Source organism: Rhodococcus sp. 24CO, from assembly GCF_050586165.1.
Lineage (GTDB): Bacteria > Actinomycetota > Actinomycetes > Mycobacteriales > Mycobacteriaceae > Rhodococcus_F.
This window is the reverse complement of record NZ_JAZFNF010000004.1, coordinates 153,548-169,567: the sequence shown is the minus strand read 5'-3', so window position 1 is coordinate 169,567 and position 16,020 is coordinate 153,548. Positions and strand designations below refer to the sequence as shown.

14 protein-coding genes are annotated in these 16,020 nt (G+C 61.7%); 2 read left to right on the top strand and 12 right to left on the bottom strand.

All coding sequences use genetic code 11. The features are described 5' to 3' along the window. Positions 1 to 26: 26 nt before the first annotated feature. A complete protein-coding gene (locus V2B23_RS10905) occupies positions 27 to 1,694 on the top strand; it encodes a GAF domain-containing protein (protein ID WP_430950363.1) in 1,668 nt (555 codons plus the stop codon). Position 1,695: 1 nt separating this feature from the next. On the opposite strand, the gene V2B23_RS10900 is transcribed toward V2B23_RS10905, so the two are convergent. The 7 genes from V2B23_RS10900 to cycA all read right to left on the bottom strand — a co-directional run bounded on the left by V2B23_RS10900 (position 1,696) and on the right by cycA (position 9,731). Then, the gene (locus V2B23_RS10900; protein ID WP_033234187.1) at positions 1,696 to 2,328 is read right to left on the bottom strand and encodes a response regulator; all 633 of its coding nucleotides are present in this window, start codon (positions 2,326 to 2,328) and stop codon (positions 1,696 to 1,698) included. Positions 2,329 to 2,403: 75 nt separating this feature from the next. After that, entirely contained in the window at positions 2,404 to 3,297 is an 894-nt protein-coding gene (locus V2B23_RS10895) for a universal stress protein (protein WP_430950362.1), read from the bottom strand. 167 nt (positions 3,298 to 3,464) lie between these two features. Further along, positions 3,465 to 4,505 (bottom strand): LLM class F420-dependent oxidoreductase, encoded by a 1,041-nt coding sequence (locus V2B23_RS10890; protein WP_430950361.1) that lies wholly within the window; start codon positions 4,503 to 4,505, stop codon positions 3,465 to 3,467. Between the two features lie 151 nt (positions 4,506 to 4,656). Then, positions 4,657 to 5,550: a universal stress protein gene (locus tag V2B23_RS10885; RefSeq protein WP_033234184.1), complete on the bottom strand. Its 894-nt coding sequence runs from the start codon at positions 5,548 to 5,550 to the stop codon at positions 4,657 to 4,659. A 144-nt stretch (positions 5,551 to 5,694) separates the two neighbouring features. Then, positions 5,695 to 7,200: a glutamate-cysteine ligase family protein gene (locus tag V2B23_RS10880; RefSeq protein ID WP_430950360.1), complete on the bottom strand. Its 1,506-nt coding sequence runs from the start codon at positions 7,198 to 7,200 to the stop codon at positions 5,695 to 5,697. A 157-nt stretch (positions 7,201 to 7,357) separates the two neighbouring features. Then, the gene (locus tag V2B23_RS10875; RefSeq protein WP_430950359.1) at positions 7,358 to 8,146 is read right to left on the bottom strand and encodes a M23 family metallopeptidase; all 789 of its coding nucleotides are present in this window, start codon (positions 8,144 to 8,146) and stop codon (positions 7,358 to 7,360) included. Positions 8,147 to 8,267: 121 nt separating this feature from the next. Then, on the bottom strand, positions 8,268 to 9,731 hold the full coding sequence (gene cycA, locus V2B23_RS10870) for a D-serine/D-alanine/glycine transporter (RefSeq protein WP_430950358.1): 1,464 nt from the start codon (positions 9,729 to 9,731) through the stop codon (positions 8,268 to 8,270). A 144-nt stretch (positions 9,732 to 9,875) separates the two neighbouring features. Here cycA and V2B23_RS10865 point away from each other — a divergent pair, with 144 nt between their 5' ends. Continuing rightward, positions 9,876 to 10,592, top strand: a complete 717-nt coding sequence (locus tag V2B23_RS10865) for an HAD family hydrolase (RefSeq protein WP_430950357.1) — start codon at positions 9,876 to 9,878, stop codon at positions 10,590 to 10,592. Between the two features lie 4 nt (positions 10,593 to 10,596). On the opposite strand, the gene V2B23_RS10860 is transcribed toward V2B23_RS10865, so the two are convergent. From V2B23_RS10860 to V2B23_RS10840, 5 genes are read right to left on the bottom strand one after another with little or no spacing between them, the layout of a single operon-like run. Then, positions 10,597 to 11,076, bottom strand: coding sequence for a ribose-5-phosphate isomerase (locus V2B23_RS10860; protein WP_430950356.1), 480 nt, complete (start codon positions 11,074 to 11,076; stop codon positions 10,597 to 10,599). Beyond that, entirely contained in the window at positions 11,069 to 12,817 is a 1,749-nt protein-coding gene (locus V2B23_RS10855; RefSeq protein ID WP_430950355.1) for a dihydroxyacetone kinase family protein, read from the bottom strand. The genes V2B23_RS10860 and V2B23_RS10855 overlap by 8 nt, the downstream gene beginning before the upstream one ends. Before the next feature lie 12 nt (positions 12,818 to 12,829). Next, positions 12,830 to 13,978 (bottom strand): ABC transporter ATP-binding protein, encoded by a 1,149-nt coding sequence (locus V2B23_RS10850; RefSeq protein WP_430950354.1) that lies wholly within the window; start codon positions 13,976 to 13,978, stop codon positions 12,830 to 12,832. Beyond that, entirely contained in the window at positions 13,975 to 15,150 is a 1,176-nt protein-coding gene (locus V2B23_RS10845; RefSeq protein WP_430950353.1) for an ABC transporter ATP-binding protein, read from the bottom strand. The genes V2B23_RS10850 and V2B23_RS10845 overlap by 4 nt, the downstream gene beginning before the upstream one ends. Further along, the gene (locus tag V2B23_RS10840; protein ID WP_430950352.1) at positions 15,150 to 16,016 is read right to left on the bottom strand and encodes a carbohydrate ABC transporter permease; all 867 of its coding nucleotides are present in this window, start codon (positions 16,014 to 16,016) and stop codon (positions 15,150 to 15,152) included. The genes V2B23_RS10845 and V2B23_RS10840 overlap by 1 nt, the downstream gene beginning before the upstream one ends. Positions 16,017 to 16,020: the final 4 nt, after the last annotated feature.

Here is a 16,020-nt window from a genome sequence, read left to right as displayed (position 1 = left end):
CACACTGGGAGCGATATGCTTCGAGCATGATCGACTCTTCGGGCAATCCGACACGCAATTTCGGCGAAGTACTCGAGCGTCTGGCCCACTCCAAGGCTGATATCCCGACGCTCCACCGACTTCTCGAAGCAGTGCTTGTTGTCGGTTCCGGGCTTGATCTCGATCTCACCCTGCAGCGCATCATCACAGCGGCGACCACTGTATTGGATTGCAACTACGGGGCATTGGGCGTGCGAGCACCGGGCGGTGGGCTGGCCGAATTCGTGTACGAGGGCATCGACGAGCCCCTGCGGCAGACGATGGGGCACTTCCCGGAAGGCCACGGCGTGCTCGGCGTCCTCATGAACGATCCCAAGACTCTGCGTCTTCCGCATCTGGGCGCGCACCCGACATCTGTCGGGTTTCCCGCCAATCACCCGCCGATGGACAGCTTCCTGGGTGCGCCGATCATGATGCGCGGTGAGGTATTCGGCAGCATCTATCTCACCGAGAAACGTGGTGCGGCCGAGTTCACCGAGGAGGACGAGGTCATCCTCGAAGCACTTGCCATCGCCGCCGGTATCGCAGCCGAAAACGTCAGGCTGTTCGAGCAGTCTCGGACCCGCGAAAGATGGCTCACCGCAATGTCTGCCATCCGGTCACGATTGCTGGCGGGCGATTCGCTCGACGACAGTCTGCAACTGCTCGCCACCCGTGTGCGCGAGTTGACCGGCATCGACGATGTCATCGTGCTGATCTGCGAGAACGGCTACGCGCAGGTACACACCGCTGTCAGCGCCCGGCCGACGTCGCGGGGAGTCCGAGTCCCGGCGAGCCTCTATCCATTCGACGTCATCCGGCAGACTCGACGGTTGCATGTATTCACCGAATTGGGCTCGTTGCTCGACTTGGTCCCGACAGCGGGTAGCGCGGTGCTGGCCCCGATGACGGTTGCATCCGGCGTGGTGGGCGCACTCCTACTCACGTCGAATTCCGCCAGCACTCACTGGGATTCGGACGAACTCACCCGAATCGAGTCGATGGCCGAATTGGGCTCTGTAGCTATCGAATTCGACGAGAAACAACGTGGACAGCGTCTCCTGTCGGTCCTGGCAGATCGTGACCGCATTGCCCGTGACCTGCATGACAACGTCATTCAGCGTCTGTTTGCCAGCGGCATGAGCCTGCAGAGCACCTTGCCCGATTCCGATCTTCCCGACTCCGCGCGTGCCATCGTCACCCGGTCGCTGGAGCAGTTGGACCAAACCGTCCGCGAAATCCGTACCACCATCTTCGATCTGCAGACACCCGCCACGGCGGACTCGACCAGCTTGCGCCGACGCCTCCTCGACGTAATCGGTGACGCCACAGCACAATCAGCAGTCACCCCGAGTGTTCAGTTCTCCGGAGCGATCGACACACTCGTGAAAGCCGGAATCCACCCCCATGCCGAAGCTGTGCTTCGTGAGGGTTTGAGCAACGTTCTGCGACATGCCCAGGCAAGCACGATCACCATCTCCGTGACCGCCGACCTCGAATTTGCCATCACCATCGACGACGACGGCAAAGGCATCCCCGTCGGCGTCCACAAGAGCGGCTTGCACAACCTCGAACGCCGCGCCGAACATTGTGGCGGCACATGCACAATCGGCAACCGCAGTCCGAACGGCACCCGCCTGGTATGGCGGGTACCGCTGAGGCGCCGGAAGCCCTGAACTACTTGTTGCGCAACTCGGTTGCCAGCACGGCAGCCTGAGTTCTGCGCTGCATACCCAACTTCGAGAGCAAACGCGTCACGTAGTTCTTGACCGTCTTCTCCGCCAGGAACAGCCTCGCGCCGATCTCCCGGTTGGTCAGTCCCTCACCGATGAGGTCGAACACCGCGCGTTCCTGATCGGAGAGCTCCGCCAACGGATCTGCGGTGCGTTCGCTGCGGATGCGCGCCATCAACGCTTCGGTGGCGCGGCTGTCGAGCAGCGATCCCCCCAAGCCGACGGTGCGTACCGCCGCAACAAGATCCGTGCCCAGAATCTGCTTCAGCACAAAGCCGGACGCGCCGGCCATGATGGCGTCGAGCAGCGCTTCGTCGTCCGCATACGACGTCAACATCAGGCACCGCAGGTTCGGCAGCATCGAGCGGAGGTCGCGACACAATTCAACGCCGTTGCCGTCGGCGAGTCGCACGTCCAGAACCGCGACATCGACATTGCTCTTGGGGATAACGGCCATCGCCTCCCCTACCGACGACGCTTCCCCGACCACCTCGAAGTCCTCGACGCCGCCGAGCAGATCGAACAGTCCGCGTCGGACGATCTCGTGATCGTCGACCAGGAACACGCGCGTAGTCATCTAAGCCTCTTTCAAGAATCTATTGCCGATCGAAACAACTGTGGTGTCAGTTGGTGAGTGTCAGTTCCAGCCGTGTCAGTTCTTGCTGTGGCGCACGATCAACACCGGGCAATCTGCGGTATGCAGAAGCGCGCGACTGGTCGAACCGAGAAGCATTCCGGTGAAGCCACCACGTCCGCGACTGCCGACCACAACCAACTGCGCGGTCTCGGCATATTCACTCAGGACCCGCACCGGGCGATCGCGCGCTACTACACGCTCGACCACAACGTCGGGGTATCGCTCGGTGAACCCCGCCAACTGCTCTGCCAGAACCACTTCTTCGCCGGTCTGGATGCTGCTCCACAACGGGTCGTCCGGAGTGGCGCCCAGCGAAGGCTGCACACTCACGTCGCTCCACACGTTGACAGCGATCAGCGTCGCGCCGCGCGCCGACGCCTGCTCGAATGCGTGCTCGATGGCCTCGATGCTGTTTTCGGATCCGTCGATACCGACGACAACCGGTCCCTGAGTGGGCGGTTGACCGTCCAGTGTCCGCCCGCGCACGACTGCCACCGGTGATTCACCGTGCGAGACAATCGATACCGTCACCGAACCGACGACAAGTCCGGTGAATTCGCCGTGCCCACGCGGACCCACGGCAACCATGTACGCACGCTTGGACAATTCGATCAACGAATCGGAGACACTGCCGTCGAGTTGTTCGGTGACTACCTCGAGATCACCGTCGACACTCTGATGGGCCAGGATCTTGGCGCTGTCGAGTCGGGCACGAGCAGTGCGTCGCAATTCGTCCTTGAAACTCTCGGCCAGATACGGCTCGGAATAGTAGAAGGCCGGAATGTGCACCACCGTTGCAATATGCAGCGGACGCCCCAACACAGCGGCCGTGCGCGCAGCCCACACAACGGCCGACGACGCCGCCTCGGAACCGTCCACAGCTACGACAACTGGTTGGATTGCACTCATTTTCGTCCCTTCAGGATCGACTACAGAACTCTATCTGCCTCCACGCTATTGCTCCCACACTATTGCCCAAGTGCGATAAATACGTTTTATCCGCTACGGCGGGTCCCGAATCGGACATCTGCTGTGCGCCCTTATTAACCGTGGGGGTCGATAAAGGCGCACAGCGGTTAGTCACAAATGTTCCGGAACTTCTCGATCAGGCCGACACGTCCGGCACGATCAGCTGCCAGCGGGGTGACGTTGAGGGTGGTGACGCCGGATTCTGCAAATGCGGCGACTCGTTCTCGGACGTAGCTTTCGGGGCCGATGAGCGAGACCGCACGGATGAGGTCGTCCGGCACTGCTGCCGCGGCTTCTTCTTTCTTGCCTGCAAGATAGAGATCCTGGATCTTCTCGGCGGCTTCGGCATAGCCGTAGCGGACGGCAAGGTCGTTGTAGAAGTTCTTTCCCTTGGCTCCCATGCCGCCGATGTAGAGGGCAATGCCGGGACGGACCCAGTCGAGCATGTGGTCGACGTCGTCGCCGATCGCAAGCGCCGGGGAGGCGTATACCTGCAGTTCACCGAGGCTGGGGTCGCGCTTCGCCTTGCCCTTGGCGAGGGGTTCTCCCCACACGCTTGCTGCCTTCTCGGGGTGGTAGAAGATGGGCTCCCACCCTTCCGCGATCTCGGCGGTGAGTTCGACGTTCTTGGGGCCGAGGGAAGCGATGAGGATCGGGATGCGCTCGCGAACGGGATGATTGATGAGCTTGAGCGGCTTGCCCAGGCCGGTGCCCTTCTCGGCCGGCAGCGGCACCTGGTAGTACTTGCCCTGGTACTCGACCTTCTCACGACGCCATACCTGGCGGCAGATTTCGACGACCTCGCGAGTACGGCCGAGTGGGGCGTCGTACTTGACGCCGTGGAAACCTTCGATCACCTGCGGGCCGGAGGCGCCGAGGCCCATGACAAATCGTCCGTTGGAGACGAAGTCGAGTCCGGCGGCAGTCATCGCGGTGAGCGACGGCGTGCGGGTGTAGATCTGGAAGATGCCGGAGGCCAGTTCGATGGTTGTCGTCTTGGCGGCCAGGTAACCGAGTTGACTGACCGCGTCGAACGAGTAGGCCTCGGGGACAAACGCAATGTCCAGACCGGCCTTTTCGAGGTCACCGACTTCCTCGACAGTCTCGGCGAACCCGCCGCTGTAGTTCAAACCCATTCCGATGCGCACGTTCTAACCCCAATCCTCACGAGTGCCATGTGTGCGCCAGGCACACCTCTCCTTGAACACTACGGAACATGAGGCCGTATTCATGTGACTGCCCCGTTCATATTCGGTGACCGAAATGAACGGGGCAGGTTCTCGCATGCGCATCGAGAAATCAGGAATCTTCGGGACGAACCACCATCACCGGGCACTGCGCGGAAGCGATCAGCGTGTTGCTGGTGGATCCAAGGAGCATTCCGCGGAATCCGCCGCGGCCTCGGCTACCGACTACGACGAGCTGCGCCCGAGCCGACCATTCGAGCAGTCGTCCACGCGGGTTGTCGAGGTAGATCTCACGGCGAACGACGACGTCCGGGTACTTCTCCGACCATCCGGCCAGGTTCTCGCTCAGTACAGCGTGCTCTTCTTCCTCGAGCGATGCCGGCGCCAGTGCGGCAGCGCGGGGATCCTCGAACGCTGCTGTTCCGAGGTCGCTCCAGACGTGGACGGCTACCAGTTCTGCACCGCGGAACGCCGCTTCCTCGAATGCCGCGCCCACAGCCTGCGCGCTCAGAGCACTGCCGTCGACGCCTACAACGACGGGACCATCGGACGGTACGACGCCGTCACGTTCGCGCACAACGATGACCGGACACTTGCCATGGCTCGCGACACCGACGGCGGTGTTGCCGAGTACCGCGGTGGCGGCCTTTCCGGACGACGATGCTCCCACTACGACCAGACGGGCTTTCGCGGAACTCTCCAGAAGCCACTGCGTCGGGCTGCCGATAGCCATCTCGGTGTGAACGGTGACCGTCGGGGCGACCTCGGCGGCAAACTTCTCGGCGTCGCCGAGTACGGCTTTTCCTGCTTCTTCCACCCATTCGTAAACGCCGCCCGCGTCGATGTACGGGCCGCCGAATCCGTACGGTGCAAAGTCGAGCGCGTGAATGATATCGAGACGCAATTCTCGCTGCGCGGCAATTTTCGCAGCTTCTCGCAGCGCGGTCGATGCGGTGTCCGATCCGTCGATTCCGACGACGACATTGTTGTGTTCGCGTGAACTCATGTGCCCACCTTCCGTAAGAAGTAATCGAGCCACTTCCACTCTAACCATCGCAATCACGACATGGATTCCGGGTCGAATCTATCCCTGTTTCGATGACCAAGGTCCCCGAAGCTGTTGATGGGGAGTTGAATTAGCAGGCCCGGCTCAGTCCCACAAGTGAACTGGATTACCACTGCGCATGTTGTCGATATATGCCCTCATCATCTCGGCAAGAGCGGCGGTTCGATCGAGTCCTGCGGCTTCACCGGCGACGACGCGTCCCCGCTGCCACGCCGCACCGGTTTGCCGGTTGAGGCACCGGCCTTCGATGACGCCGAGGTACTTCTCACGCGCTGCACTCGACAACCCGAAGTCGGCCAATCCTTCGTCCGCGAGGGGAAGTAGCCGTCGCAGGATCAATTCGTCTGCGCCGACCCAGCCCAATCCCGGCCAGTACAACATTGCGTCGAGTCCATGCTTGGCGCCGATGTGCAGGTTCTCTTCTGCTGCATGAAAAGACATCTGCGACCACAGCGGTCGATCAGCGTTGACGAGCGCCCGCACTGTTCCGTAGTAGAACGCGGCATTTGCCATGATGTCGAGCACGGTGGGCCCGGCGGGCAGCACTCGATTCTCGATCCGCAAGTGCGGCTTGCCATCCGAGCAGTCGTATACCGGGCGATTCCAGCGGTAGACGGTTCCGTTGTGCATCTGGAGTTCTTTCAACTCCGGAATTCCCCCTGCCGCAAGAACCTCCAGGGGATCCGCATCGGAGACGTCGGGCAGCAGTGCCGGGAAGTATCGCGAATTCTCCTCGAAGAGATCGAGAACCGAATGTATCCATCGTTCCCCGAACCAGACGCGCGGACGCACTCCCTGATTCTTGAGTTCGAATGTTCTTGTGTCCGTAGCCTGTTCGAAGATCGGTATCCGTGATTCGTGCCACAGAGCTTTGCCTGCCAGGAATGGCGAGTTGGCGGCCAGTGCCACCTGCGGCCCGGCCAGGCACTGCGCCGCGTTCCAGTGCGGAGCAAATTCTTCCGGAGAAACCCGAAGGTGCAACTGCATCGATGTGCAGGCCGCCTCGGGAACCACCGAATTGGTATCGGCGCGTAGCACTTCCGCTGGCCCACCGGAAAGTGCGACACCCTCTACGTCGAGCTCGATATCTTCACCCCGCGCTGCGAAGATCTGTTCGTTGAGCAATTCGTAGCGCGGATTCGCGGTAATCCACTCGCGATCGAGATGTTCGAGCTGGAGCGTCGGCAGCATCCCGATCATCACCATCTCGGCGTCGTGCTCATGGATGCGAGCGTCCGCGATCGCGAGCGAACTGCGCAGTTTTTCTTCGAGTTCGAACGTGTTGTCGCCGGTCAGTGGGCCGGGTTCGACATTCATCTCGACGTTGAACTGCCCGAGTTCTGTTTGAAACACCGCGTCGTCGTCGATGGCGTCGAGCACTGCAAGGTTGGACATTGCCGGCAGCATGTCGCCGGCTACGAGGTTGAACTCGATCTCCATTCCCAGCAACGGGTCGGGTTTCTCGACGGCGTCGCGGAAGTCGCCGCGATCGAGCATCTGCTTCATGGCGTCGACGCACGATCGCACCTTCTTGCGGAACACCCTCCGGTCCGCCCTGGTGAACATTCGTGCTTGAACTTCTGCGCCCATATCCGATCCCCCTCCTTCGCGATCAACCACCGAAGGTCGTCTTCCGCAAGGCTAACCGGCCGACCCCCGACCCCCGGCCACAACCCGAACCGAAATGAAAAGACTGCAGGGCACCGGAAGCAATTTCCGATGCCCTGCAGGTCTGCAAAGATTTTCTCTACGAGTTGTCCACCCAGGTGACTGCCACGCCGCGCGCCTTCAGCCAGATGGCCGGATCAACCTTGGCGCCGTTTTCCGCAACCTCGAAGTGCAGGTGCGGGCCGGTGGACTGACCGCGGTTACCGACGGTAGCGATCTGCTGACCAGCGGCTACACGCTGGCCAACTGCAACCTGGTAGTCGTTGACGTGTCCGTACGTGGTGACGGCGCCGTCGTCGTGCTGGATGCGTACCCAGAGACCGAAGCCCGAGGCCGGTCCGGCGTCGATGACCTGACCGGATGCAGCCGCGAGGACCGGAGTTCCGATCGGGGCCGCGATGTCCAGACCGCCGTGGTGTGCGCCCCAACGGTTACCGAACGTGGAGGTAAGCGTTCCGGAAACAGGCTGCACGGTGCCGCTGTTCGACGAAACCGGGTTGAACGAGCCGGTGAACTGCTGTACCTGTGCGTTCACCTGTGCCACGAGGTCGGGAAGTTCGGGAACCTCGATGCTCTCCGCGGGCGGGAGCCCAAGGTTCGACAGTGCTGCTGGGATCTCGATGCCCTCGGGAAGCAGTCCCTGCGGAATCTCGAATCCGGCGATGTTCTGCGTGGCCGGGGCTGCCGCTGCGGTACCTGCACCCATCTGACCTGCGCCAACGAGGAGAGCGCCCGTAGCCGCAGCTACAACACCAGCCTTGACGCCTGCGCCCGGGCCAGCCGACGGAACGCGGTGACGTCCACTCGCTGCGTCAGGATCGATCTCGAATGCAGCAATGGAATTGTCCGTGCGGTGGTGGTCTCCCACAGTTTTTACCCTGTCAGTCGTCGGCCTGCAGCGGTCTTCGAACGAAGCCCGCTCCTCTGTCTGCCGACGAATGTAACAGTTTGATCAAGGAGACCGCCACCGTTACACGTTCTTGACCAAACTATTTTTCGTCCGTCTGTCGACTCGCATCCAGTTCTGCCCGGAATGCCTCGTACCGCGCTCGGTGCGCGGGCCGGCGACGAATAATCGCCCAGGCGATCCCGAGTGCGACAAACCAGATCGGAGTGACCAGCAGCGCCTGCAGGGTGTCGTCCTTGGTGGTCAGCGCCCACAAGATGAACACGAAGAACGCCAGCACGACCCAGCACATCACGATGCCGCCTGGCATCTTGAACTTCGACGCCTCGTGCAGGTGCGGGCGACGCTTCCGGTACACCAGGTAGCTCGCCAGGATGATCGTCCACACGAACATGAAGAGCAGCGCGGAGATTGTGGTCACAACGGTAAATGCCTCGATCACCGAGTCACCGGAGAACAGCAGGATCAACGACGCGAGCAGGAAGATGCACGAGAACATCAGGGCATTCGCGGGGACCTTGCGTGAGTTCAGCTTGCCGAGGGACTTCGGTGCGTCGCCCTCCTGAGCCAGGCCGTACACCATGCGCGAGGTCGAGTAGATTCCCGAGTTTGCCGAGGACGCCGCCGACGTCAGCACCACGAAGTTGATGACCGACGCGGCGATACCCAGGCCCGCGAGGGTGAACATCGCAACGAACGGACTCTTGTCCGCTTGAATCTCACGCCATGGCGTCACACAGATGATGACCGTCAGCGCGACCACGTAGAACAGCAACACACGAATCGGGATGGAATTGATGGCCTTCGGGAGGTTCTTCTCCGGATCCTTGGCCTCGGCCGCCGTCGTACCCACCAATTCGATACCCACAAACGCAAACACAGCGATCTGGAAGCCTGCGACAAACCCCATGAAGCCGGTCGGGAACATGCCGCCGTCGTTCCAGAGATTGTCGACGCCCGAGGTGGCGCCGTTGGGCGCGGTGAACCCGGAGACGACCATCACGATGCCGACGATGATCAAGCTGACGATGGCGATGATCTTGATCAGCGCGAACCAGAACTCGGTTTCACCGAACGCCTTCACCGTGGGCAGATTGAGAAGTAGGAGTGCGGCGATGGTCAGCAGCGCCGGGATCCACGCGGCCAACCCAGGCCACCAGTACTTGAAATAGCCCGAGATCGCGATCACGTCAGCGATGCCTGTGACGATCCAGCAGAACCAATAGGTCCAGCCGGTGAAGAATCCCGCCCACGGACCCAGGAGATCAGCGGCGAAGTCGGAGAACGACTTGTACGACATGTTGGAGAGCAGCAACTCCCCCATCGCCCGCATGACGAAGAAGAGCATGAAGCCGATGATCATGTACACGAAGATCACCGACGGTCCGGCCAGCGAGATCGTCTTGCCCGAACCCATGAACAGGCCGGTGCCGATGGCGCCGCCGATCGCGATCAGCTGGATGTGACGATTGGACAGCTGACGCGACAAGTGGGGGTCGTCACCCGCCGATTTGCTTCGGTCAACGTGGTTCACGTGGTCGGACACGGAGAATCCCCCTGGTCATTCGGCGCGGGCCGGGAGCGACGAACACTGCCCTTCGACACGAACCTCGGAAAATGTGCCTTCCCAAAGTACGCGTGCCTCGCCGCATAATGCGCATCGGAAACCCTTCGCCGATAACCTTGGTCGGTGAACACTGACAGCACCGACTCCCGAAACGGGCATATCGCCGCGACTTTGTTCGACTTCTCGGGGACGCTCTTCCGGCTCGAGGAAGATTCCGACTGGGCCGAACATTTTCTCGATCACAGCGGCGAGCCGATGGACGTGCAGGCTCAAGCCGAGTTGATGCGCCGGATGACCGCGCCGGTGGGCAGAACCGTCGAGATGGACGAAGCGGGACTGTACGCGTGGGAGAACCGTGACCGGGATCCGAAGCTGCACCGCCAGGCTTACCTCGACGTGCTGAGCAAGTCCGGCATGCCCGATCCCGGTCGCGCCGAAGCACTGTACGGATTGCTTGTGGACCCGGATCGGTGGACTCCGTACCCGGATACCGGCGAGGTTCTGAAGTCACTGTCGGAGAAGGGTATTCGTACCGCCGTCTTGAGCAACATAGCCTTCGACATCCGTCCGGCATTTGTCGACCGCGGCTGGGACGTGTGGGTCGACGAGTTCGTGTTGTCCTTCGAGGTGGGTGCGGTCAAGCCCGAACCTGCAATATTCGAGTACGCACTCGCGCAACTCGACGTGGACGCAGCCCAGACCTTGATGATCGGAGACAGTGATGTCGCCGACGGTGCCGCACGCGACATCGGGTGTCAGTTCGCCCTCGTCGATCCACTGCCGACGTCCGAACGACCGCACGCGCTACTCGACGCAGTACGGAAGTTCGGGCTGATCTGAGCGATCAGCAGTCGCCGGGCTTACCGGCAGTTTCGTATTCGCCGATGGCAGCAACCTTCTCGGCAGAGGCACTCGTGGCGTCGAAGTGGTAACCCAACCACTCTTTCGCCAGTCGTCTGGCGAGTTCCAAGCCGACCACTCGCTGCCCGAAACACAAAACCTGGGCGTCGTTGCTGAGAACTGATCGTTCCACCGAGAAACTGTCGTGGGCAGTCACCGCGCGAATCCCCGGCACCTTGTTGGCGCTGATGGCGACGCCCAATCCCGTTCCACAGACGAGGAGGGCGCGGTCGGCTTTGCCGTCGGCAACCAACCTGGCAGCGGTGACGGCAACGTGCGGATACGCCGTGTGCTCGTCGTTCCCGACGCCGACATCCGTCACCACCTCCACGCGGTCGTCGGCTTCGAGGTCGGACATGAGTGCCTGCTTGTACTCCAAGCCGGCATCGTCGCAACCGACGACGATACGAAGTCGCTCAGCCATGATCGTGCTCCTTGCGTTCAGAATTCGTGTTCAGAAAATCGGCGACGGTACGGACACACATCGCCATCGATATCGCGCCGGCGTCCGGGGTACCGACGCTCCGTTCCGCGAGCGGACGTGCCCTACCCACCAGCGGACGCAATTGCGCCGTGGCGTCCGCTGCAGTCTGGGCGACGACGGCGGCCTCGTCCCACGCTTGTGCGGTGACCACCCCGTTTCCGACTGCGGCACTCAAGGTTTCCGCGAACGGCCACAGTGCATCGAGCATCGTCTTGTCGCCGAGTTCGGCCCCACCGAGCGCCACTATCGCGTCGAAGCCCGCCCGTACACCGTCGGACAGGTCTTGCGCACCTGGTTGTCCCTTGTCTCCCAGCCTGGCGCCCAGCGCCGTCAGCGCGGCACCCCACAACACGCCGGACGTCCCGCCCGCCTTTGCGGCCCAGGCTTCACCCGCAGCAGTCAGAACTCCCTGTGGCCCTGCACCTTGCGCGGCCGCGGCCTGCGCTGCCAGGCTCGCGTATTCGGTTCCTCGAACCATCCCGCGACCGTGGTCACCATCGCCCGCCACCGCATCGATGCGGCCCAGTTCTTCTTCGTTGTCTGCCATCACCCGGGCGAGAGCCTCGATCACCCTGGCCACGGTTTCTCCGCATCGCCGTCCCTCGTCGTCGCCCGCAGCGCTCACACCGGACGCCACTTGCACGGAAGCGGTACCGCGACGCTCACCGGAAGTTGTTGCCACACCGAATGTTCCGCGCCGGAATGCCGGAGTGTCCGCGGCGGCCGTCCAAAACAACTCGAGTTCCTCGTCCAGCCACATGAGTGTCAGGGAACAACCGGCCATGTCGAGACTGGTCACCAACTCTCCGACCTCCGGCGAAACAATCGTATATCCGGCCTCCCGCAACAGCTTCGACGCGGTTCCCCAGACCACGAACAATTCCTCGTACTTGGTACGCCCGAGACCGTTGAGGATCACTCCGACGCGTGTCCCGGCGCCATCCGGTCGTTCGGCAAGCACGCCCTCGACCAATAGCTGCGCCAGTTCTGCGGCACTTGGCATCTCGTGCGTGGACACCCCCGGTTCTCCGTGAATGCCCAACCCAAGATCCATCATTCCGGTTTCCACTGTGAACAGTGGGCGATCTGCGCCCGGCATGGTGCATCCGTCGAAGGCAACACCGAGTGTTCGCGTGTTGTCGTTTGCCGCGCGCCCCACTCGCTGCACCTCGTCGAGGTCGTACCCCGCTTCCGCAGCAGCCGATGCGACCTTGAACACCGTGAAATCACCGGCGATTCCGCGACGCTTCGTGATGTCCGCCGCGGATGCACTGGCAATATCGTCGGTGACCGGCAGGTACCGAGCGTCGATTCCCTCGAGCGCCAAAGCTTGCACTGCGAGCGAGAAATTCATCACGTCACCCGCGTAATTTCCGGTGGTCAGAAGCACCCCGGCACCGCTGTCGACGGCACGAGCGACAGAAGTCGCCTCCGCGGCGGAGGGAGACGTGAAGATGTTTCCCACTACTGCACCGTCGGCGAACCCCGGCCCGACAACACCACAGAACGCGGGATAGTGGCCGGAACCGCCACCCACCACCACCGCGACCTTGCCCGGTCGTGTCTCCTGGGCCCGTACTACACCGCCTGGCACACCGACAACGTAGTCGGAGTTGGCGTCGAGGAACCCCTCGAGCATGTCTTCCGTGAACGTCGCGGGATCGTTGAATAGCCGAGTCATGACAAAATACCTCTAACGCAGTCGATTTCCGGTTTCGGGGTCGAATAGATAGACACGTTCGGGAAGAGCCGTCGCAGCGCACTCGTCGCCGGCCGCAAATCTCTCGTGGGCCGGCGTCTGAACCATCAGCGTCGAACCCGAGCCAGTCGATTCGGTCCCCGCTGCGCTCACCTGCACCAGACCGAACTCCATCAAGTGCTCGAAGTGCTTGACGTGCACCGTGATCTGTCGATTTCCGGCAGGCCCCGACACCATGGTCATGTCCTGAGGGCGAACCCCGACCCGAACCGACTGGCCGTCGACGACATTTCGTGTCGAGACCGGCAAGGTCCCAGCCGAGCCGATGGCAACTACCGCAGCTCCGTTCTCGAGGCGAACAGTGCCGTCGAACATATTGATCTGCGGTTCGCCCACGAACTCTGCCACGAAGATGTTGGCCGGATCGTCGAACACCTCGTCAGGAGTGCCGTACTGCTGGATGATGCCACCGTCCATCACCGCAAGGCGGTCGGCCAAGCTCAGCGCTTCGACCTGGTCGTGAGTGACCACGATTGTCGTGTAACCGAATTCGCGTTGCAGCATCTTCAGCTCACGCCGAACCCGTTGCCGCGCCGACGCGTCGAGGTGCGAGAGCGGTTCGTCGAGGAGCAGCACCGGTGGGTTGCGTACAAGAGCCCGGGCGAGTGCAACCCGCTGCTTCTGTCCGCTCGACAATCCGGCCGGACGCAAGTCGAGTAGGTCTTCCATCTCGAGACGACGGGCAATGGTGGCCACCAGTTCGTCTGCGCCCGCTACTTTTCGGGCTTTCAAGCCGTACGAGAGGTTGTCGCGCACCGAGAGCGGCGGATACAAAGCATAGCTCTCGAATCCAACACCGACGCCTCGTTTCCCGGGTGCCAACTGACTGATCTTCCGATCACCGATCAAGATCTCCCCACTCGAGACGGTCTCGAGTCCGGCGATCATCCGAAGGGTTGTCGTCTTGCCGCATCCCGAAGGACCCAGCAGTGCAACCAATTCACCGGGTTCGATGTGCAGGTCGATCCCCTTGACCGCATGGAATGTTGCCCGCCCACGCGAAGAGTAGGTCTTCTCCAGGTTGTCCAAGGTGAGTGATTGCGCGACCTTCGCGCCGCTACGACTCTCGGCGGTAGTGGTCATCGCCCGTCCTCCTGTGCTGCGTAGGTCGTTACACTTTCGCCGGTCCTACCGGCGCCGGCGATCGCGCTGCCGATTCGTCGACTGTCTGTTCCTTCGGGTGCGCCCTCGAACAGGTGAATGTTCTGGCGAGCAACTTCCACAACTATCTCGGCGCCTTCGACCGCGAGTGAACCACCCGACGACAGACCGATCATCGTGACTCCGCCACCGAGATCTATCGAGAGTTCGACATTGCGGCCGAGACGCTCCACCAGTTTGATCCGGCCTCGTACGGCCACAGCGGCGGAGTTCCCCGAGTAATCTGCACGAATCTCTATGTCACACGGTCGGATACCGATTCGAGCGCCGGCCGACGACGATATCGTGATGTCCGCCGGAATCCCGACCTCCAGCTCGGTGCCGAGCACCCGGAGCACTGCGCCGTCGATTACTGCCTCGAACACGTTGATCTCGGGTTGACCGAGCGAACGTGCCACGAACGTGTCAGCGGGCGCATTCCAGATGTTGGCCGGAGTGTCGATCTGGACCAGCCGACCCTCCCGCAGGATGGCGATGCGGTCACCCAGCGCGAGTGCTTCCTGATAGTCGTGCGTCACGTACACCGTTGTGGTGTTGGACATCTGACCGAGCTGACGTAATTCGGCACGCATCGCCGCACGTAGTTTGGCGTCGAGGTGTGAGAGAGGCTCGTCGAGGAGGTACACGTCGGCCGGCCGCACCAGCACACGACCGAGCGCGACACGCTGCCGCTGTCCGTTGGACAACTCTCGCGGGAACCGCTCGAGCAGGTGGTTGATTCCCAACGTCTTGGTGACCGCGTCGATACGGCGCTTCTGCTCGTCCTCCGAGTATTTTCCGGTTCGCCCGGACTTGAGTGGTGACGCCAGATTCTCCGACACCGTCTTCTGCGGGTACAGGGCGTAACTCTCGAAAGCCATGGCAACGTTGCGGTGATAGGGCTCGACGAGAGTCATGTCCACTCCCCCGATGTCGACGGTACCGTCGTCGACCTCGACGAGTCCGGCTATCGACTTGAGCGTCGTGGTCTTGCCTGCGCCCGAAGGCCCCAGAATGACGAGGAATTCACCGTCTGCCACGTCGAGGTCGATGCCGTCGATGCCCACGGTCTTTCCGTAATGCTTGGTCAATGCTTTGACAGTAAGTGCGACCATCAGGATTTCACCGCCCCGAACGACAGTCCGCGGACAAGGTATCGCTGAATCGTCAACGCCAGAATCAGCGGTGGTAGAGCAGCGATCACCGCCGCCGCGGCTGTCAGGTTGTAGTAGGCCTGTCCGCCACCACCGAGGAACTTGGTCACCGCGACGGTGACGGTTCCGGCGTTACTGTCGGCCAGGATGAGAGGGAATACGTAGTTGTTCCACGCGAAGATGAACGAAAGCAAAGCTGCTGCAGCGATTCCGGGACGAACAAGTGGCAGCGCCACCATCACGAAGGCGCGCTTACGGGTGTATCCGTCCAACAATGCCGCTTGCTCGAGGTCTTCGGGAAGGTCTTCGAAGTACGAGCGCAGGATCCAGACCACCAACGGCATCGTCACGAGTTGCAGAACCCAGACCATTCCGAGTTTGGTGTCGAACAACCCGATCTGGTTGTAGATGACGAACAGCGGCACGATCACCATCAGCTCCGGCGCGAAGCGGAACGAAAGCATGTTGAACATCAGGTCGTTGGAACCTTTGTACTTCCAGCGACCGGCGGCATACGCGGCCGGGATACCAATCGCCAACGAAACCAGAACAGCACCACCACAATTGATCAAGCTGGTCAACAGGGCCGACTTGAAGTCGACACTCGTCAGATCCGTGCCCTTCTGGCTCAGCACGGTTCCGAAGTTCTCGAATGTGGGGCTGAACTTGAAGTACGTGGTGGTCTGCTCGGCCGGCGTCTTGAGCGCCAGCAGAAACATCCACAGGATCGGAAAGAGCGAGAAGACGAACCAGACGATCAATACGATGTCCGCGGCAACGGCGCCGACGGTGAATCTCTTCTGGCCTGGCATCAATTCACTGGCCATGACT